Raw genomic sequence first — 20,806 nt, 5'->3', positions numbered from 1 at the left:
CAATGAAGCCATTTTTTGAATCTTCGGAGCCGGACCTGTCACTCGATCGTGTGGATGGGCGGGTAAAAGTTACGGGGGCCGCGACTTATTCAGCAGATTACCAATTCCCTAATATGGCCTACGCTGTGCTGATTACCAGTACAATAGCAAAAGGAATCATTGTAAGCATTGATTCCAAAAAAGCTGCGGCTGTACGCGGTGTCCTCGCTGTGATCAGCCATTTGAATTCCCCCGGCGTTCCGGGATATGGGGATGTTAAACAACCGGCCGAAAGAGCGGCTGTCGGAACAGCATTTCGCGTTTTCTATGATAACCTCGTCTATTTCAGCGGCCAGCCGGTTGCTATGGTGGTCGCGCAGACATTGGAGCAGGCAAATCAAGCTGCATCACTCGTCAAAGTAAAATACCAAAAGGAGGCTCATCAAACTGACTTTGAGGAAAATATAAAAAATGCTGCCCTAGCAGAAGGCGTACAGAGAAATAAAAATTCACCTTTTCAGGATTATGTAAGGGGAAATCCGGATGCCATTCGTGAAGCGAAAGTAAAGATTGAGGCCACCTACACGATCCCTACGCAGCATCACCAGCCCATCGAGCCGCACGCGATCATTGCGGTTTGGGAAGGCGCGGATAAATTGACCATTTATGATAAAAATCAGGGAGTTAAGTCTGCCCAAGGGAATCTGGCGCAAGCGTTCAAACTGCCCCGGGAGAATGTAAAAGTGAACGCGCAGTTCATTGGCGGTGCATTTGGATCGGGCATCCGTGTATGGCCGCACACGGTGGCAGCGGTGTTGGCAGCCAAAAAAATGGATCGGCCGGTGAAGCTCGTTCTGGCCCGTGAGCAAATGTTCACATCCGTCGGTTATCGTCCCTATACGGTTCAAAAAGTGGCTATGGGGGCAGATGAGCAGGGTACGCTTTCCGCCATTGTGCATGAAGGGGTAGGGCAGACTTCCACTTACGAAGAACATTTGGAGCGGACCATCCTCGCGTCCCGCGCCATGTACGCCTGCCCGAATGTGTCTACGCAATACAGGCTTTTGAAACTGGACGTTAACACGCCGACCTGGATGCGCGGGCCCGGCGACGCAACGGGAATGTTTGCACTGGAATCGGCATTGGACGAGCTGGCCTATGCATTGAAAGTCGATCCGCTGGAAATGCGGTTGCGCAATTATGCCGAAAGTGACCCGGAAAGGAATCTGCCGTGGTCGGCCAAAGGACTTCGGGAATGTTACAAACTGGGAGCTGAAAAATTCGGTTGGAAGGATCGGACAACGGCACCTCGCTCCATGCAAAAAGACCATCTGCTTGTTGGTTATGGAATGGCTTCGAGCCTTTACGGTTTTCACCGGCACCCGAGCAAAGCCAGAGCGATTATGCTCGCCAACGGGTCCGTTATTGTGCAAAGCGCAACGATGGATATTGGGCCCGGAACAGGAACGGCCATGACCAGCATTGCATCGAAAGTCCTGGGAATAAGCCCGGAAAAAATCCGGTTTGACCTGGGCGATTCCAGCCTGCCGGACGCGCCGGGGCAGAATGGCTCATCCACCATTCCAAGCGTTGGCTCGGCAGTTCACGTCGCTTGCGAAGCCCTGAAAAAGAGATTGTCCGAACTGGCTGAGGCGATGCCCGACTCCGGTTCCAAGTCCGTTTCGCATTCCGACATTTTGAAATATCACAATTTACCACAAGTCGAAGTCACGGAAGAATCTAAATCCGGGCCGGAGCGTGACCAGTATTCCATGTATTCTTTTGGGTGTCATTTTGTGGAAGTGCAGGTGAATCCGGTTACGGCGGAAGTGCGGGTAACGCGTGTCGTCACCTGCGCGGACGTTGGTAAAATAATCAATTACAAAACTGCCCGGAGCCAATCCATTGGCGGCATAGTAGGCGGCATAGGCATGGCGCTGATGGAAGAAGCCGTTATGGACCACCGTTATGGCCGTTACGTGACGAATGATCTGTCAAGCTATCATCTCCCGGTCCACATGGACACCCCGGAAATTGAGGTGATTTACATAGACAAACCTGATATGGTCGTCAATCCCATCGGCTCCAAGGGCCTCGGAGAAATCGCCATCGTAGGCGTAGCCGCCGCCATCGCCAACGCAGTCTTCCACGCCACCGCAAAGCGCATAAGAGAGCTGCCGATCACGGTTGATAAGTTGGTTTGAGGGTGGGGTTTATAAGCTACGCCATGCTGGTAAGTCCCTTATCTACTCAAAAACCAATCTCACAATCGTGTGATTTTTGGTGTTGATGGTGGCGGTGATGTTGATGGCGAGCAGGACGCTTAGGTCTTTTACTATTACCAGCCCGATGCCTCTTTGTTCGGGGTATAGGGAGATTTTCAGCCATTCTTCGTAGGAGCGATAGGATTTATTGAGCCATTTCATAAGGTCTTCCGGCATGCCGGTTCCGCTGTCTTCGATGATGATCTGCTTCTTGCCATCCTCAATGCCGGACGATATTGTTATTTCGGATGCGCTGATTTTTAATGCATTATCCAATAAATTATGCACAATAATCGATAGCAGACTGGGATCGCTCCACACATGAAAACCGGGCTCAACATTATTTTTTAATACAACTCCCCTGGAAACGGCAATGCCGGAGAAAAGCGAATAAATGCCATCGATCATGGCCCGCGCCTCTACCTGGCTCATTTGTGTGCGCGAAGAGCCGTTTTTGTTTTGAATTTTGATGTAATCCAGCAAATTTTTGGTCAGCGTTCCAATGTGCACCGTAGTGTTAAGCGTTTCTTCGCTCATCCTGTTTATCAGCGGATTACCATTTTCCAGTTTTTGAAGATAATCGTTGATATACCGCAGCGAATAGCCGATGTAATGCAATGGCGTCTGAATGTCGTGATTTACGGCTGCAACAATCTGGCTGATAACCCGGTAATGCCGGACCAGATTGTCTTTTCGCTCTTTTTTTACCAGATAACCCGCCCGCCATTTTACAGCCATGAAATACAATCCCAGCAAGGCAAGTGCGATAAGTAGCCGGAACCACCACGTTTCGTACCACGCCGGCCGAATGTCCAGGACGATCGTTTTGTAGGTGTAATCGTTGGTCTTAAAGCCGTTTTTCTTTCTGATCGTCAGGTTGTATTTACCGTACGACATCTTCGGGATGGAGATCATGAAGTCGGTATTAACGCGCAACCATTTCTCCTCTCTTCCTCCGCCTGACAAGGAATAATGCATCTGAATGTTATTCACATGACCGGGATATGGTGTCGTCACCTGCAAGCGAAGCTGTTCCGAGTTATATGGAACAAGCAGCGTGTCTTTGATCGGGATGTCTTTCCCATCCATAGTGACAGAACTTACAAAAACGCCCCTATCCGGCAATTCGGGCTTGATTTTGTTCGGAGAAAACCACACAAGGCCATCCATTGAAGGAAGTGATAAAGTGCCGTCGGCCAGCTTTACAGAACACGGATAACAACCACCATTAAACTCATTTGTAGCAAAACCCTGGCTCCGGTCGTAATATAAATAGTAAACCATGTTATGACTATTCTGGACATAGTCCAGTAAATGCCGCTTCGCTACCTGAAATAAGCCCCTGTTTGTGGTGATCCAAAAAAAGCCATTCGCATCTTCGCTGATGCAATGTGCAAAGGCCAGAAACCGGTCCTTATCTAAGGGAAACGAGATCAAGCGGTCTTTTTTTAACAGAAAAAAACCGTTTCCATAAGTTGTGATCCATGTTCCCTCCGCGGTTGTGTAAAAGCTCCGGATACTCATATCCTTGAAATTAGTCAGCTTTTGGAACAGCTTGGTGCGGACATTATATCTGAAAAACCCCTTTGTAGTTCCCAGCAGAAGGACGTCAGCTGACTCCTGGCCTATGATGGAAACACCTCCGAAATCTGCTTTTAAAATTAATTTGGGTTGGTAGCCGTTGCCGGACTTTACCAGTTCATGCAGCGTGTTGTTTTCCCCGCCCAGCCATACCCTATGTTGCTTATCGATACGAAGCGACATGAATTTTTGCTGCAATTTTAACTGATATAGTACATTTTGTGCTGTTTTATCCAATTTAAAAAGGTCGTCACCGATCCCAAACCAGAAAGAACTGTCAGGATTCATAGCCAGAGAGAATTTGTAACCAAACTCTTTCATAAACGGTGAAACCAAGCCTTCAAAAAACGGAGCACCTGCTGCGTTCCGTCCTATGCGGTATCCCTGGCTGGTTATTACAGCATTGTTTCCAGCTGGTTTTTGTGCGTAGTATGCATTATCAGCGTCCTTACCGGTTATTTTAAGCGTTACAAAGTTTTTATTCTTAATTAAAAACAAACCTTTGGTCGTGCTTCCCAGCAGCAGAGCGCCGGTGTTTTTGCTATAATGCGCGGCTACGATATCCTGATCCTCAAAATCAAAACCCTGCAGAAGCAATTTTGTGGTCAATCGTCCCCCAGGCGTTAATTCGAGCGCGTAGAAGGTTTCATTCAGATATAGAAAGGCACTTTTTGCAACATTGTTCCAATACAATTTGAGATTGTCTTTGCCCTTGATAAACGAAGCATTACGAACGATGTCTCCATCGGGCGAAACGATTTCATTGCTTTTCCCAATCCTTATTCTGATAATCCTGCCCAATGCGTCGATGGCGAACGGTTGGGACCCGACTAGGAAAAAATCCCGGAACAAGCCGCGGGATGTCGAGATCAGCTTTTGATTTTTATAGCAGGAAATGGTGTTTTGCCTCCATATGTAGAATGTTGCGCTGTCCGCAGCCACGAAGTAATGCTCCTCCATCGGCCTGTTCGGGTATTGCGCGGGCGAGCTTCCCAGCATGCTGTTGTGCCTGATCTGCCTGCCTGTGAATGGGTCGGTCTGCGTGTATTTCTCATAAAAAGCGGTGTCAGATTTTACCAGCCCGTTGTTGCGGATGCCGATGTACTGGTTGTCCTCCGTGAGTCCGTAAAATTCGTAATCGGGGTCGGCCTGCGGGCTTGGCAAGGCGGGAACAAAGCCGCGTATCCGGTTGCTTGAAATGGCTACATTAGACTTATCGAAAGTGATAAACTTTTGCCCGTCAAAACGCACGACGCCCACCTCTGTCGCAAGCCAAAAAAAGCCGTTTCGGTCTTCCATAATGGCCTTTACGCTATTCTGCGGAAGCCCGTTTTCGTCAGTGAAATGTTGCAGGCGGTACGATGAAAGCTCGTCTTGCGGCTGCGCTTTAATGTAAAAGGCAACGAGCATCAGGCAAAGAAAGCACCGTAAAACGATGACCGGACAGATTCTCATTCGGGCGTCAATAACACGTTTCCAATTAAGAGAATGCCGGTACATGAAGTTACCCGTTCAATTCAAAATATCTCGTAAGTTCAATGACATTGGTTACGCCGAGTTTTTCAAAGATCTTCGCCTTGTAACTGCTCACGGATGAGGGTGACAAGTGAATGTGCTCGCTTATGGCCTTGGTAGACAGTCCTTTGGATAGTAATTTGGCAACTTCCAGCTCTTTGTCCGTCAGCTTATCTGTAATCAGATCCTGGCTGCCTTTATTAAAAAGCTGACCAAAAACCTGCTCCATAACCGAAGGGCTTGCGTAAATTTTTCCACTGATCACACTGTCAATCGCCTGCTTAAATTCCTCGTTAAGTGCCGTTTTCGAAATATAGCCATTGGCCCCGGCTTTCAAAAAAGGGAGCGCGTAAAGCTGTTCGTCATAGCTGGAACATACCAGGATCGGGATCTTGGGCTGTTTCATCCGCACAGAGGTGATCATTCCCACTTTGTCGCCGCCAGGCAGGTTAATATCCATGATCAGTAAGTTGTATGGCTGTTTTTCAAGCAAGGCCAGCGCTTTGTTGAAATCGCCGGTTGCCGTGACAACAGCGCCTGGCATGTGTTCCATCAACAAATGCTGGATCCCCATCAAAATCAATGGATGGTCCTCGGCCACAATAATTTGAATGCTCATGAGGAACGTTAGTAATAATGAAACCTGGCATATTGACACAACAAGTTAGAAAAAATAGTTATAGAATTAATTTGTCAGGGTATTTAATTTTTTTAGTCCTCAAATAACATTTTTCAATTATCAATTCAATTATCTCGCGTGTCGCTGACAGCTATACGTTGTAGTTTTGCGCCATGAAAATCGCCGTAATAGACCAGCATCCGGTCCTTCGCTCAGGGATGCGTATCTTTCTCAGGGATCACTTCCAGAACCTCACAATGATCCAAACCTCTTGTATGCAAACGTTCGGGAAATGTGACAATCAGCATACTTTTGATATCATCATAATTGGTATGACAGAGGAAGCGGATGGTATCGATAATGTAGCATTGAAGCGCATTATGAACGATTATCCGCAATCATCATTCGTCGTTTACGCTGGAAAATTACAGCACGATCTGGCAAATTCGCTTCTGGATGAGGGTGTGAGCGGATATTTACTAAAAACCAATCATCCCGACGAACTGGTAACGTGCATTAAGACAGTGATCAATGGTGACAAATATCTCTGTAAAGAAGTGCAAAGCACCGCGAACGTATACTCTGCATAGTTATGACAAAAAATTGGCAGTTTTTTAGCCTGATCATTACTTTATTTGTTTTGATTGGCTGCATGATCATAATAAATCAGAATAGACAATCCGAGGTGCTTGCAACACGGACGAAGCTGGCAAACCCTTCCAGCATTTATATTAAAAGGGAAATAAAAACCGATCTGTATACACCGACAGACAGTCCCGCGCCACTGACAGGGTGGGAAATGAGCGGAACGGGTGCGGGTGGCAATGAGGGAATGATGCAAACCAAAACCGTAACGACCCTACCACAGCGTCCAAATCAAAAGACATACGCTGACAGTTCACAGGTGGGCCAGAGAAGGCAATATCGCGACAGTTCAGCAGCTGCGGACCGCGATTCGATTACTTCCAGGTGATTTTTGACATTGATTCGGGTATTTGTTGGTTGAGATTTGTTTAAGCAGGCGAATTCGTTTTGTTTTACTAAAACAAAAATCAACAATACGCAACGATGAGACAACTCCTGTTCCTAAGCCTTGTATTTCTCCTGACATGCTGCAAATCCGCAAAAGTTTCTGACAAAAGTTTCAGCAAGGCAGACATTATTGTTGAGCGCGTTAAGCCGAATGTTTACCGGCACATTACTTACTTCCAAAGTGAGACATTTGGAAAAGTGCCTTGCAACGGGATGGTTGTATTTGATAAAGGTGAAGCTATTATTTTTGATACACCGGTCGATGATTCCACTTCTTCGCAACTCATCAGCTGGGTTCAGGATAGCCTCGATTGTAAGGTTGTGGCCATCATTGCGACGCATTTTCACGAAGATTGTGTAGGCGGGCTCAAAGAGTTTCAACGCCGTGGGATTCCTTCTTATGCCGAAAACCGCACCATTGCTTCCACCAAACTAAAAAATTTCCCGACGCCTGAAAAAGGTTTTGATAACAAGCTTGCATTGAAAGTAGGCAACAGGGATGTGATCACGGAATTTTTTGGTGAAGGACATACCAAAGATAACGTCGTCGGTTATTTTCCGAGCGAAAAAGTAATGTTTGGCGGATGCCTTATTAAGGAAGTCGGGGCGGGAAAAGGTAATTTGGAAGATGCCAACGAAGCCGCCTGGCCCGCAACGGTGACCAGGCTGAAACAGCGATATCCCGACGTCGAGGTCATAATCCCTGGCCACGGCAAATCAGGCGATACTGCGCTGCTGGATTATACGATCAAATTGTTTGAAAAAAAGTGATCAGTCCGATTTAAGCGATTTGACAGGATTTAGTGAGGCAGCTTTAACAGCCTGATAGCTTACTGTAAGCACGGTTAAAGCCAATGCCAGCAACCCCGAAATTGTGAATATCCACCAGGATAATGTGGTATGATACTGATATTTAGCAAGCCAGTTGGATAAAGAATAATAGGTTAGGGGAGTTGCTATGAGCAGTGCAATTACGATGAGGTAAACAAATTCTTTCGAAATCATCAGCCAGATGTTCGTGATGGTTGCGCCAAGCACTTTCCGGATGCCGATTTCCTTGGTTCGCCGCTCGGCGGTGAATGCTGCCAATGCGAAAAGTCCCAGGCAGGAAATAAGAATTGCGAGCACAGCGAAGAAGGTAACCAGCTTGGCAACACGCTGTTCCACTGCAAACTTCAAGCCATATTCCTGATCTGCAAACTTGAAATCGATCACTACATCCGGCAGATGCTTTTTGAAAATGGACTGGACCTTTTCCATGGCCGTCGCAGTTTCGGTTCCGGGTTTTAGTTTAAGGTAAAGAAAATTCGGTGCGTAGGTCATGAAATAGATAGTCTGCTTCACCTGCTGGAAAGGCGATTGCATGACCATATCGTCGATCACACCCACAATGTGATACACATCATCATTAAATGTCGCATCTTTCCAGCGGATCGTTTTCCCTATCGGATCTTTCAAACCCATGTATTCAACGGCAGATTTGTTTAAAATAACTGCCATCGAGTCGGACGGAAATGCTTTTGAAAAATCACGTCCTTCCTTCACGTGCCAGCCCACCGTGTTGCCGTAACTGTGTGAAGCTGCAATGACGGCGAAGTTTTCCTGCAAGTCAGGCGCTTTTCCAGCCCATGAAAAACCGCTCGCATTGGACATCACGTCCGTCGCCGGGCCGGATGACTGTGCAACATCGGCCACATAACCCGATTGCAGCAGATCGTTATTCAGCGCATCCAATGGACCGCCCCCGCGTGGCATTTGAACATTAATGAGTCCGTTTCGTTCGTAACCAACTGCCCGGTTTTGTCCGAACTGGATCTGCCGGAAAACGACAATGGTCCCGATAATCAAAGAAACAGAAACCGTGAATTGTAAAACCACCAGTATTTTTCTTGGTAAGGAAGTAATGCTGCCAAAGTGAACATTTCCTGATTTTAAGATTTTAGCAGGCTTGAAGGACGACAGATAGAAAGCAGGATAACTTCCCGAAATAACGGAAACGACACCACAAAACGCAAGGATCAGGATCCAGAAAGCCGGGCTGCTGATGAATTCAGTGCCTCGTACCAATTGCAGATTTTTATCGGCAACCGCGTTGAAATAAGGCAAAGCAACTTCAACCAGAACAAATGAAATAAGCAATGCAATAGTAACGGTAATAAGGGATTCAAACAAAAATTGGAAAACAAGCTGGTAACGCATCGATCCAACCGCCTTCCGGACGCCCACTTCACGGGCCCTTTTCTCAGACCGCGCCGTGCTCAGATTCATGAAATTGATGCAAGCCAGCAGTAAAATGGAGATGCCGGCAACGCTGAAAATATATACATATGTAATCTGACCGCCCGCATTCCGGCCATTTTCCCAATCGGCGAACAAATGCCAGCGGTCCATAGGATGCAATAGTAAGCTTGGTTTTAAACTCGCTTCCATCTTATTGTCCTTTACGCGGCTCATCATTAGCCCGCTGATCCGCTCGGACACCGACTCAATGTTTGTTTTGGGTGTAACTTTTATGAGTATTTCAAATGTCTTAATGCCCCAGTTATCCTTAGCCTCGCCTATCCATTGCCTTCTTTTGGCACTGACGAACAGTTTCCATGGTGCGATGAAATCGAGATTCTTGTATTCAGAATTCTCAGGGAAATCTTGATAAATGCCGGCAACTTCGGAACGTAGCTCGTGATCGATCAGGATGATTTTGCCCAATGCTTCACCTTTTCCAAAAAATGCGCTCGCAGCGGATTCGGAAATGAGCACCGCGGAAGGGTTTTGAAGAGCCTCCCGGCTGCCTTTCATCATTATGGGCGACAGAATGTGCGCGCCTTGCGGCTCCATAAAACGCCCTTTATGCCGAAACTTGTTCTCATCCGACAAGATATCATAATCGTCACTGCTCCATGATACTGCTACCTGTTCCAGGTCTTGTCCGTGACTGTTGCGCAGCTCGGCAGCGAGTGGGAACGGCATATTGGCAGAGGTGATCACCTTGCCATTTTGCGTCGAATTCCACATAACCCGCGCAATGCGGTCGCTGTTTTCAATCTTTTTATTGAAATTCCATTCGTCCCACACCCACATGGAGACAAGCAGTGCAACGGCCATCCCGATGGCCAGGCCGGCAATGTTGATGAAGGAATAAGCTTTATTTCTGGCAAGTCCCCGGAAAGCGATCTTCGCGTAGTTCTGTGTCATGGCAGCAGTCGTTCGATTTCCGGTAAAAGCGATTTAAATGACAATCCTCCTCCCCATCCCCCGCAATATTTGTTGGTCCCTATGCCGCGGAAATTTTGAAGCATTTTATACCGGGAAAAAAAATGAATAGGACGCTTTTGCACAAAGGATTGACGAGTAGTTTCCAACCATTTTCGATTTGTTTAGTTCTTAGTAACTGGAAGGATATTAAACCGAACTATCAACCTAACCGTCAACGTCCTATGCGCACCGTTTCCTTATTTATCTGCCTGTGTATTATCGCATTTTTTGCCGGGTGTAATCACCAAAAGTTCGACGTCGTCAACCCGATCAGCGGTAACATTAGTTTTGTTGAGAAGTTTGGATTTGAGCCTGACGAGGACACGGATAACGAGCTCCGGATCAAAACACACCTCCTGTATGTGGAGCGGCTTTTGCGTCAAGCGGATGTTTCGCACCTTACCAGCGAATTTAAATCCAGTAGAACCCATTTGCTCAACCTGCTCCGGAGCTATGCACAAGCTGGAAAGTATCCTAAAAACTACGATTACGAAGGGCAGCGCAAACCGTGTTTCATCGACAAAGACCAGAATATTTGCGCGGTAGGTTATCTCGTTGAACAAACTGCCGGGAGGCGTACAGCAGAGCTTATCAACGCAAATTATCAGTATGCCGACATTTTAGATATGAACAGCGAATCGGTTGACAACTGGATCGCGTCGAGTGGGTTAACGAAGGAAGAATGTGCGATGATTCAGCCAGCCTACGGCTCATATCCATATCCCGATCAGCCTTCAAACCGCATTAAGCCCATGTATGCCATCAGTTCAGCCGTTGTGATGGGCGCAAATGCGACTTTTAATGTTATTAATATTGCAGATATTACCAGGGGCGCCGATTCCAAAACGGCCCCGGTCCTTGGATTTTTGGCCGGAACAAGCCAGGTTGCTATGGGTGCTTTCGGCTTTGCGCGCGAAAGACGTTTGACCAAGGGTGACAATTCGCCTCAATTTACCAGTCAGGGCAGGCTTTCTTTGTTCAATATAGGCATCGGCACCAGCACCATTCTATTGAGCAGCTGGAATCTTTTGCGCCAGAAGAAAATGGAGCAGAAACGCACCTCCTGGAATATTTACAGCTTTCCAGATGGAAATAATCAGGCAGGTGTAGGACTAAGTTTCAGCAGGAAGCTCTGATAAGCAATGTTGCCGGGCAGCAACATTGCCTGCTCGCCCGGTTGTATCCACATTCACATATAACAATGTAAGAATTCAGACAAAAGATTCGTTTTTTTGTGTGATGCGAAGTTGCTTTTGGGGTTTTTGCTGGGTGGTAATGATCGTGCTGGGTTGCGTGGGGAAGAGCCTGGCTCAATCCAATGAATATCAGTTTGCACGCTATAACACCGAACGCGGACTATCTCACAATGAAGTCAACTGTTTTCTGAAAGACAGCCAGGGTTTTGTCTGGATCGGCACGGCTAATGGCCTTAACCGGTTCGATGGCTACTCGTTTCGCGTTTTCAAGCACATTCAAGGCGATTCCACCACCATTTCGGATCATCGGATCAATGCGATATTTGAAGATCCGCAGGGTTATATCTGGATCAGTACACCGGTTGGATTTGATATTTACGATCCCATCGCTGAACGCATTGACCACAATGCCGACTTGGCGGCAAAAAGGCTCGGACTGCCCGATGCCAATTTCAGCCGCATTATAAAAACACGCTCTGGCGACTACTGGATCAATCACAACCGGCTGGGGTTACTGAAATTTATAACCCGTTCCAAAAAGCTGGTCAAGGTTAAATTTAGCCCTTCCGAAGACTCATCCGAGCCCGCCAAGCGTCTGATCTCCGATTTCGGTGAGGATGCGCAGGGTAACTTGTGGGTGGTGTGTGACGATGGGTTTCTGGCCCGTTTGCATGCAAAAACCTACCAGGTGGATGTGCAAAGTGCGATGTTACAAAACCGAAACCTGGGTAATTTGTCCAACCACAAGGTTTTTGTGGATGACGATGGCGAGCCCTGGGTTTATGTGGTGAAAGCCGCATTGGGTGCGTTTTATTTTGATTTCAACAACAACACATTACGCATTGCCAACACCGCCGGAGCAGATTTCCGCCTTAGTAACAACACCGTAAGTTCCATGGTCACCGGCCCGGATGGGCGCATCTGGATGGGCACGGATCATGGGGGCATTAATGTCGTGGATAAAAAACGCGGGACCGTTTCCACCATGCTGTTCAATCCCGGCGACCCCAGAACGATCAGCCAAAACAGCATTCAGGCTTTGTACAAGGACCCGACGGGCATGATCTGGGCCGGGACATTCAAGAAAGGATTTTGCAGTTACCATAAGAATATTTTCAAATTCTCGCTGATACAGCATGCACCCGGCGATCCGCGCAGCCTTCCTTTTGACGATGTGAATATGTTTGTGGAGGATCAGAAAGGCAATCTCTGGCTGGGTATGAATGGCGGGGGTTTGATTTATTTTGACCGTAAAAACAACACATTCCGGCAATACAAGAACATTCCCGGTGACCCCGCAAGTTTGAGTAACAACGTGATTGTCAGTCTTTGTCTCGATAAAAGCAATGTGCTCTGGATAGGAACTTATTTTGGCGGGCTCAACAGTTTTGACGGCAAAACCTTCACGCGCTATCTGCACGATCCGGCTGATTCCACGAGCCTCATCGATGACCGCGTCTGGGAGATTTTTGAAGATTCGCAAAAGCGATTGTGGGTAGGCACCCTCGCCGATGGCCTCGATTTATTTGACCGGAACAAAAAGACATTCCGGCATTACCGGCGGCTAGCCCCCAACTCCGTCAGCTCTGATTACATTTCGGCCATGCTCGAAGACAGGCATGGCAACATCTGGATCGGAACTGCAAATGGGATTGACGTTTTAATGCGGCAAACGGGCCGGTTTGTGCATTATGCCTACAAAGCCGGCGATCCCAAAAGTTTGAGCAGCGATGCAGTTACTTCACTCGCACAGGACCATTTCGGCAACATCTGGATCGGGACTTCGGAAGGGTTGAACAGATACGACGCGCGCACCAATACATTCGTGGCCTATAATACGCGACACGGCTTGCCGGATAACTCCATTCTGACAGTGGCCGTCGACAAGATGCAAAATTTGTGGCTTGGTACACCAAAAGGATTGGTTCATGTGGATATTTCCAAGCGTTCGGGTGGGGTGCCCGTCACATTTCAGGTGCGGACCTTCAATGAGGTCGATGGTTTACAGGGTAGGGGGTTCAATGAAAATGCTGCGCTCCGGCTGCAATCGGGCGAAATGGTTTTTGGCGGGGCCAACGGTTTCTCGATTTTTGATCCAAAACAAATTACAAACGAGCGTACCGCTACACAGGTAATGCTTACCGATTTTCAGATTTTCAATCAAAGCGTTCAGCCTGGGGAGCTTTTCGATGGCGAGGCTGTGCTGGCCAAGTCGGTTTCACTGACAGATCGCATTGTGTTGAAATACAGCCAGAATGTATTTACGATCGAATTTGCTGCGCTGAATTTCCTGCATCCTGAGAAAAACCATTACCTGTATACATTGGAAGGCTTCAACGAACAGTGGTTTGAAGCCGACAATACGCGCAAGGTGACTTACACCAACCTTGATCCGGGGACTTATATTTTCAAGGTGAAAATGAAAGAGGGCGGCGCGTCCACGGAGCGCAGCCTGCGTGTGGTGATCCTGCCGCCATTCTGGCGGACGCCACTGGCTTATCTGCTTTACTTCCTGTTTGCAGCCGGTGCGTTGATGGTTGCGCGATGGATCCTGATTGAGCGCGAACGGATGAACTTCAAACTCGAACAGGAGCGACATTATGCCCAGCAGCTGCATGAGCTGGACATGATGAAGATCCGGTTTTTTACCAATGTAAGCCACGAGTTCCGCACGCCGCTTACGCTGATGTTGACTCCCCTCGAAAACTTATTGAAAAATATCCGTTCCGATCACACTGTACACCGGCAATTGTCGCTGGTGCACCGGAATGCGCAGCGGCTGTTTAACCTGGTAACCCAGATGCTCGATTTCAAAAAGCTGGAAGTGGAAGAAACGCAGTTCCGGCCGGAACGGGGAGATATTGTCCGGTTTTTGAGGCAGATCGCACAGACTTTTTCGGACTTGTCCGAGCACAAGCACATTCGTTACCGGTTTGAAAGTGAATTAACCTCCCGCTATGCTGATTTTGATCAGGATAAGTTGTCGAAGATCATGTATAACCTGCTTTCTAATGCATTCAAATTCACGCCGGAAAACGGGCGCGTAACTGTGACTTTGCACATTGTGAACCAGGATAGTAGCGAGGCGTTGGAAATAAGCGTGGCCGATTCCGGGATCGGGATTCCGCCCGACGCGCAAGCCAAGGTGTTCGAACGGTTTTACCAGCATCCGATGCCCGACAATATGATGAACCAGGGCAGCGGGATCGGGCTTGCGATTGTCTCGGAGTTTGTAAAAATGCATGGCGGCATAATCGATCTCGAAAGCGCAGTGGGCCAGGGAAGCACATTCACCGTGACATTGCCTTTGCAGGAAAATCCGTCCCGAGTGTATGCACTGCCCGCGACAGAGGCATTGGCGCCCAGTATGACCGACGTGGAAATAGATCTGCCCGTGGAAAAAGCGGCGAAAAACAAGCCGCTCGTGCTGCTCGTGGAGGACAATGACGAGTTCAGGGTGTATTTAAAAGAAGTATTTCAAAAAGAATACGACATCCTGGAAGCCGGTAACGGGAAAACCGGACTGGAAATCACATTGGAACAAATCCCTGACCTGATCGTAAGCGATGTAATGATGCCCGAAATGGACGGGATCGAGCTTTGCCGCATTATTAAAACGGACCGGCGTATTTCGCATATTCCGGTGGTGCTGCTCACAGCCCGTGCGGAAGAAGAACAGCAATTGCAAGGTTACCAGACCGGCGCCGATGCGTATGTGACCAAACCTTTCCGGCTGGATATTTTACAAGTCAGGATCGCCAACCTGATCCGTCAGCGTGAGCAGTTGCAGCAGCAGTTTCAGCAGCACGTGGAGATCCGTCCGAGCGAGGTTGCCATTCGTTCGCTGGACGAGGAATTTGTAAACAGCGCAGTGAAAGTGGTGGAAGCAAACATGTCCAATGCCGAGTTTACCGTCGAAGAACTGAGCGATGCCATGTCCATGAGCCGCATGTATTTGTACAAAAAAATCCTTTCACTGACCGGCAAAACGCCCATTGAATTCATTCGCATCATCCGTATACGCAGGGGCGCGAGCCTGCTGGAAAAAAGCCAGCTATCCATTTCTGAAATCGCATATCAGATCGGTTTTAACAACCCGAAATACTTCGCAAAACTCTTCAAAGAAGAGTATAATATGCTTCCCACAGCCTACCGGAAAGAGCACCTCGGCCAGGAATAGTACAAAAGATCATTTCGATACTAACATATAATCGGTATCCACTTGCTCATTACCTGCTCAATCGCATTTTTTAAATAACCACCCCATAATGCATTCAAAGGCGAAAAAATAGGGCAATTTTCCGTCTGAGTTTACAAATGAACCCCTATTTGTAAACATTTGGATCCCCTGCTGATTGTTTTTTAAAGGCACATTTGTCCAACTATTCATTCGATTTATACCAAATCCGGCACTTCACCCAGTAGTCCCGGAAAAATCTAAATCGGAGGTGAGCAAATAGTCACTTTATAAAACCAAACAACATGCAACAAAATTTGTACGAAACAAGGCGGGTAAGTCGCAGCTTGCAGTTCCTCGCCGGGTTGCTACGACCTCTTCTTTTAACATTGGGGATCATGGGCGCTGGGCTGGGTGCCTTTGCGCAGGGCGATGCGAAAAAAACGATTACCGGTACAGTGGTTTCGGTGGATGGCGACGATGGAATTCCAGGCGCAAGCGTGGTGGTGAAGGGAACCTCTAATGGTACAACTACAAATACGGAGGGTGAATTCTCAATTGAGGCGAGTGCGGGAAATACATTGGTGATCTCTTTTATCGGGTATGTGACGCAGGAAATTCCGGTAGGGAACAAGACAAAAATCGACATCAGATTACAGGAAAGCATTGCTGCCCTGGACGAAGTGGTGGTGGTTGGATACGGGGAAATGAAGAAAACGGACGTTTCGAGCTCACAAGTGACTGTTTCTGGCAAAGACCTGAGCAAAACGATCAATACTTCACTTGAACAGGGTTTACAGGGACGGGCGGCGAACGTAATGGTGCAGCAAAATTCGGGTCAGCCCGGAGCGGCGCCTTCGGTTTTAATACGCGGACTAAGCTCTTTGACGGGCACAACGCAGCCATTATATGTGATTGATGGTGTGCAGATCAAGCCTGATAACATGAAGGATGATCCGAATAACCGGCCAACCGGTTTTTCAAACATTCTTTCCAGCATTAACCCGGACGATATCGAAACGATCAACGTTTTGCAAGGTCCTTCTGCCACAGCGATTTATGGTGCAGTAGGGGCGAATGGTGTTGTCATGATCACTACCAAACGCGGTAAGGCGGGCGAAGCGAAAATTACTTTCAACTCGCTGCTGACATTGCAATCGGAGCCAAAGCACATTGATGTAATGAACCTGCGTGAATATGCACAGTTCCGGAATGAAGCGGCGGCTGTGGGTAGCACGGCTACCGAACCGCAATTTGCGGACCCTTCGGTATTAGGAGATGGTACAAACTGGCAGAGCGCACTTTTCCGTCCGACTACATTGCAGAAGTATTCTGTGGGCCTGAGCGGCGGTACGGAAAAATCGACTTATTACCTTTCCGGTGAGTATTTTAATCAGAAAGGGATTGTGGAAGGTTCGGGCTTCAAGCGTTATAATGGTCGTTTGAACCTTGAAAACCAAACGCGTAACTGGCTGAAAATCGGCGCGAATATGAGCGTAGGTATCACTGAGGAAAAAGTGAACACGAACAATGGCGGCATTATTCAGCTTGCACTGGACCAAAACCCAAGTGTGCCGGTAACCAATCCGGATGGAAGCTGGGGCGGGCCTGTTTCTACACAGTTCCAATTCACGAACCCGGTGATGATTTCCAAGATCTACAACGACTATAACCGCCGTACATCGATCCTGGGAAGCCTTTTTGCAGATGTGAAGCTGATGAAAAACCTGACGTGGCACACGGAAGTGAACGGAAGCTGTGAGTTTTTGAAATACTACTCATTCCACCCTTCTTATACAATCGGCGGTTACGTGGTTTCACAAGACGCAGCGACCTCGACGCGCTCGGTCAACACCAACAACTGGTGGAGCTTGCACAGCCGTATGACATATGATTTGAAACTGGGACGTCACGGTGTGAATATTATGGCTGGTCATGAAGCACAGGCATTTACCTATGAATCATTGAGCGGTACGCGTAAAAAGTTCATTACCAATACGATAGAGGAGCTTTCCGGTGGTGATGCATCTGTTATTTCCAATGTCAGCAACAACAGTGGTAAAGGTTCAGGATCCCGTGAATCGTATTTTGCTCGTGTGAATTATAGCTTCAATGAGCGTTACTTCTTGCAGGGAACTTACCGGATGGACGGTTCTTCGGCATTCCGTGAAGGACGTCGCTGGGGCAACTTCCCGGCCGTTTCGGTGGCATGGCGCGTTTCGGAAGAGCCTTTCCTGAAAAGTGTTAATGCAATCAATGACCTGAAACTGAGATTTGAGATCGGTCGCTCGGGTAACCAGGGAAGTGGCGGTAATGCTATTTATTCAACGCTTCAAACGGTTCCAACGGGCTGGGGAACAGGCTTCCTGGCTTCGAACTTTGCCAATGAATTCCTGACCTGGGAAAAAGACGACGTGATCAATGCCGGATTGGACCTGCATATGTTCAGCAACCGCGTGGAACTGATCGTGGATGCTTATATCAAAAACATTACGAGCCTGATCACGGTTAATTCATATCCGTTTACTTATGGTGGTGACATTGCTTACTCGCCAGGTTACCTGAGCTGGCCGGCCGTTAATGCTGGTTCCATGAAAAACCGAGGTGTCGGCTTTACATTGAACACCGTGAACATCGACAAAGCGGGTTTCTATTGGAGAACAGGCATTAACCTTTCGTTCGACCGCAATAAGGTAACGTCACTGCTGAACCCGATTACACCAACCTGGAACGCAACTTCGGTTGGTTTCAAAACAGAGGTGGGACAACCAGCCAGTATGCTAACCGGCTACATAGCCGAGGGACTTTATCAGGACGCTGCCGACATTAAAGGCCATGCGATCCAGACATCCAACGGCGAGCTGACGATGAATCCGCTCACAGGCAGCTGGGTAGGGGATAGCAAATTCAAGGATCTGAACGGCGACGGCATCATTGATGCAGAAGACCGCACCGTGATCGGTAACCCATGGCCGAAGTTCACATTGGGTTTCAATAACAATATGACCTACAAAAACTTCGAGCTGAACGCGTTCATGACGGGAAGTTTCAAGAATGATATTCTTAACTATCCGCGTTACCGTGCGGAAGTACCGGGTAATGGTGGTGTATTTGGAAACCAGTGGAAATCGGTGGCCAACTATGCACGCCCAAGCAGCTATGCAGTAGGTGATGCGGAAACGGTAACACTTACCAATCCTGGTCACGTAATCCCGCGTATCGCGCCGGGTGACCCGAATGGTAACAACCGGATGAGCACCAATTTCATTGAAGACGGAAGCTATGTACGTTTGAAAAATATCACATTGAGCTACAACTTCCCTAAGTCATTGCTGAAAGACACTTTCATCCGTGGATTGAAAGCTTCGGTAGGCGCGCAAAACCTGTTTACCATTACGAAATACAAAGGTTATGATCCGGAGATCGGAATGGTAAGCTATGGCGGAACGGTCATGGCCGGCATCGACACAGGACGCTATCCGTCTGTTCGTATGTATTCTTTCGGTCTGATGGCTGATTTTTAATCGATCTGATCCAATAATTTTTTAAAAGAAACTTATATGCAATTCAAAATAAAACTCCTGGCAGCCATCGGCACACTGATGCTTATGCAGGGATGCAGCGAAGAATTCCTGGACCGCCCGCCACTGGACGCGCTCACTTCGGGTAATTTTTACAAAACTGACGCCGAAATCCTGGCCGGAACGGCGCCACTTTACAACATTGTGTGGTTCGATTTCAATGATAAGGCCAACATGTCATTTCAGGAAGCCCGCGCTGGTAACCTTAACTCCAATGACAGGACGGCATATGTTAAGCACGCCATTCCATCGACGGATGTAAATACGCTTTTGCCGGGTTACAAATCGTTTTACAAAATCATTGCGCAAAGCAACAATGCTTACAAGGCGATCAAGGAAGCGACAGGAAGCACGGCTTCGGCCACTGTGAAAGCGCAGGGATTGGGCGAATGCCGTTTTATGCGTGCAACAGCCTATTATTACCTGGTAACCAACTGGGGCGCGGTGCCGATTGTGTATGATAACGTGGCGCAGCTTAACTTGCCACCTGTCCGCAACCGCATTGAAGATGTGTGGAAGCTGTTGATTCAGGATTACCGTTTCGCAGCAGAAAACCTTCCTGCAACTGCCGATCAGGGCCGTTTGACAAAATATTCAGCCGAAGGAATGCTGGCGAGAATGTACCTGATGCGCGCCGGATTGAACCAGAAAGGAACGCGTAACCAGTCGGATCTGGACAGTGCGAAATATTATGCGGAAGATGTGATCACGAAAAGCGGCCGGACGCTCGCGCCAACCTATGCGGAGCTGTTTGAAAGTGCTAATAACAACTCTTCCAAAAATAACCCGGAAAGCTTGTTTTCGCTGCAATGGATGCCGGTAAGCAGTCCCTGGGGAGTTAACAATTCGTTCCAGGCATACTTTGCCTACGACGCCAACATTACCACAACGGGCGATGGCTGGGGTGCAGCGCAAGGTTTGTCGGCGGATCTGGTGAAATATTTTGTTGAAAACCCTGCGGATTCACTTCGCAGAAAATCAATCGCGATGTTCGACAGCGATGTGTACCCGAACATTCAGAAAGCGACCGGTGGTTTGAAATACAACAGGCCTGCGCAATTATCGGCGATCAAAAAATACATTGTTGGCTCACCGGCAGATAATGGTGGTTTGGGCGGATTCATGGCTGCCAATATCAATTCCTATATGCTGCGTCTGGCAGAAGTTTACCTGATTTATGCAGATGCAGTTTTAGGCAATGCGGCTACAACCAATGATGCCAAAGCATTGCAATACTATAATGCGGTGCGCAAAAGAGCGGGTCTGGCGGCTAAAACTTCACTGACTTTCGAGGATATTTTCAAAGAAAGAAGAATTGAAACCGTGTTTGAAGGTAACTCCTGGAATGAGATTGTCCGCTGGTACTATTTCAATCCGGCCAAAGCAATCGCCTACACAGCTGCACAACGCAGGGAGAACTATACAATGACTTACGTGCCAGGTTCTACCAATCCGAAGAAATACACCGTGACTTATTCACCGGCTGAGTATTATCCGTTGTCGGAAAACACGCTTTACCTGCCCTTTCCGGAGGGAGAGCTCGTGAATGCACCTTCATTGAAAGGTGAACCGGTTCCTTTTGATTTCAGCACATTAGTTGACTAACCCTA

The 20,806-nt window shown here is 47.9% G+C and carries 11 protein-coding genes; 8 read left to right on the top strand and 3 right to left on the bottom strand.

Annotation, left to right across the window (positions count from 1 at the left end; translation table 11 throughout):
* Positions 1-2 precede the first annotated feature (2 nt).
* Entirely contained in the window at positions 3-2,183 is a 2,181-nt protein-coding gene (locus NFI80_RS11175) for a xanthine dehydrogenase family protein molybdopterin-binding subunit (protein WP_235163015.1), read from the top strand.
* A gap of 42 nt (positions 2,184-2,225) precedes the next feature.
* On the opposite strand, the gene NFI80_RS11170 is transcribed toward NFI80_RS11175, so the two are convergent.
* Both NFI80_RS11170 and NFI80_RS11165 read right to left on the bottom strand, forming a co-directional pair.
* Positions 2,226-5,279: a sensor histidine kinase gene (locus NFI80_RS11170; RefSeq protein WP_235163016.1), complete on the bottom strand. Its 3,054-nt coding sequence runs from the start codon at positions 5,277-5,279 to the stop codon at positions 2,226-2,228.
* A gap of 49 nt (positions 5,280-5,328) precedes the next feature.
* Positions 5,329-5,958, bottom strand: coding sequence for a response regulator transcription factor (locus NFI80_RS11165; protein ID WP_233795891.1), 630 nt, complete (start codon positions 5,956-5,958; stop codon positions 5,329-5,331).
* A 173-nt stretch (positions 5,959-6,131) separates the two neighbouring features.
* On the opposite strand from NFI80_RS11165, the gene NFI80_RS11160 reads away from it, so the two are divergent.
* The 3 genes from NFI80_RS11160 (at position 6,132) to bla (ending at position 7,761) form a co-directional block, all read left to right on the top strand.
* The gene (locus tag NFI80_RS11160) at positions 6,132-6,548 is read left to right on the top strand and encodes a response regulator (RefSeq protein WP_235163017.1); all 417 of its coding nucleotides are present in this window, start codon (positions 6,132-6,134) and stop codon (positions 6,546-6,548) included.
* 2 nt (positions 6,549-6,550) lie between these two features.
* On the top strand, positions 6,551-6,931 hold the full coding sequence (locus tag NFI80_RS11155) for a hypothetical protein (protein ID WP_254414174.1): 381 nt from the start codon (positions 6,551-6,553) through the stop codon (positions 6,929-6,931).
* Positions 6,932-7,026: 95 nt separating this feature from the next.
* Entirely contained in the window at positions 7,027-7,761 is a 735-nt protein-coding gene (bla, locus tag NFI80_RS11150; protein ID WP_233795894.1) for a subclass B1 metallo-beta-lactamase, read from the top strand.
* Here bla and NFI80_RS11145 read toward each other — a convergent pair whose 3' ends face one another.
* Positions 7,762-10,182 (bottom strand): ABC transporter permease, encoded by a 2,421-nt coding sequence (locus NFI80_RS11145; protein ID WP_235163019.1) that lies wholly within the window; start codon positions 10,180-10,182, stop codon positions 7,762-7,764.
* Positions 10,183-10,424: 242 nt separating this feature from the next.
* Here NFI80_RS11145 and NFI80_RS11140 point away from each other — a divergent pair, with 242 nt between their 5' ends.
* The 4 genes from NFI80_RS11140 to NFI80_RS11125 all read left to right on the top strand — a co-directional run bounded on the left by NFI80_RS11140 (position 10,425) and on the right by NFI80_RS11125 (position 20,801).
* Positions 10,425-11,378, top strand: a complete 954-nt coding sequence (locus NFI80_RS11140; protein ID WP_235163020.1) for a hypothetical protein — start codon at positions 10,425-10,427, stop codon at positions 11,376-11,378.
* 103 nt (positions 11,379-11,481) lie between these two features.
* Positions 11,482-15,618, top strand: coding sequence for a hybrid sensor histidine kinase/response regulator transcription factor (locus NFI80_RS11135; RefSeq protein WP_235163021.1), 4,137 nt, complete (start codon positions 11,482-11,484; stop codon positions 15,616-15,618).
* 302 nt (positions 15,619-15,920) lie between these two features.
* A complete protein-coding gene (locus tag NFI80_RS11130) occupies positions 15,921-19,139 on the top strand; it encodes a SusC/RagA family TonB-linked outer membrane protein (RefSeq protein ID WP_235163022.1) in 3,219 nt (1,072 codons plus the stop codon).
* A gap of 36 nt (positions 19,140-19,175) precedes the next feature.
* A complete protein-coding gene (locus tag NFI80_RS11125) occupies positions 19,176-20,801 on the top strand; it encodes a RagB/SusD family nutrient uptake outer membrane protein (protein ID WP_235158475.1) in 1,626 nt (541 codons plus the stop codon).
* Positions 20,802-20,806: the final 5 nt, after the last annotated feature.

This window comes from Dyadobacter chenhuakuii (assembly GCF_023821985.2).
GTDB classification, from domain to species: Bacteria; Bacteroidota; Bacteroidia; order Cytophagales; family Spirosomataceae; genus Dyadobacter; species Dyadobacter chenhuakuii.
The sequence above is the reverse complement of the archived record's forward strand: the minus strand, read 5'-3'. Positions and strand labels throughout refer to the sequence as shown.

What these genes read in the sequence shown, in the direction of transcription:
- NFI80_RS11175 (WP_235163015.1), top strand. Translation starts at nt 3, where the DNA reads ATGAAGCCATTTTTTGAATCTTCGGAGCCGGACCTGTCACTCGATCGT.
- NFI80_RS11170 (WP_235163016.1), bottom strand. Translation starts at nt 5,279, where the DNA reads ATGAGAATCTGTCCGGTCATCGTTTTACGGTGCTTTCTTTGCCTGATG.
- NFI80_RS11165 (WP_233795891.1), bottom strand. Translation starts at nt 5,958, where the DNA reads ATGAGCATTCAAATTATTGTGGCCGAGGACCATCCATTGATTTTGATG.
- NFI80_RS11160 (WP_235163017.1), top strand. Translation starts at nt 6,132, where the DNA reads ATGAAAATCGCCGTAATAGACCAGCATCCGGTCCTTCGCTCAGGGATG.
- NFI80_RS11155 (WP_254414174.1), top strand. Translation starts at nt 6,551, where the DNA reads ATGACAAAAAATTGGCAGTTTTTTAGCCTGATCATTACTTTATTTGTT.
- bla (WP_233795894.1), top strand. Translation starts at nt 7,027, where the DNA reads ATGAGACAACTCCTGTTCCTAAGCCTTGTATTTCTCCTGACATGCTGC.
- NFI80_RS11145 (WP_235163019.1), bottom strand. Translation starts at nt 10,182, where the DNA reads ATGACACAGAACTACGCGAAGATCGCTTTCCGGGGACTTGCCAGAAAT.
- NFI80_RS11140 (WP_235163020.1), top strand. Translation starts at nt 10,425, where the DNA reads ATGCGCACCGTTTCCTTATTTATCTGCCTGTGTATTATCGCATTTTTT.
- NFI80_RS11135 (WP_235163021.1), top strand. Translation starts at nt 11,482, where the DNA reads ATGCGAAGTTGCTTTTGGGGTTTTTGCTGGGTGGTAATGATCGTGCTG.
- NFI80_RS11130 (WP_235163022.1), top strand. Translation starts at nt 15,921, where the DNA reads ATGCAACAAAATTTGTACGAAACAAGGCGGGTAAGTCGCAGCTTGCAG.
- NFI80_RS11125 (WP_235158475.1), top strand. Translation starts at nt 19,176, where the DNA reads ATGCAATTCAAAATAAAACTCCTGGCAGCCATCGGCACACTGATGCTT.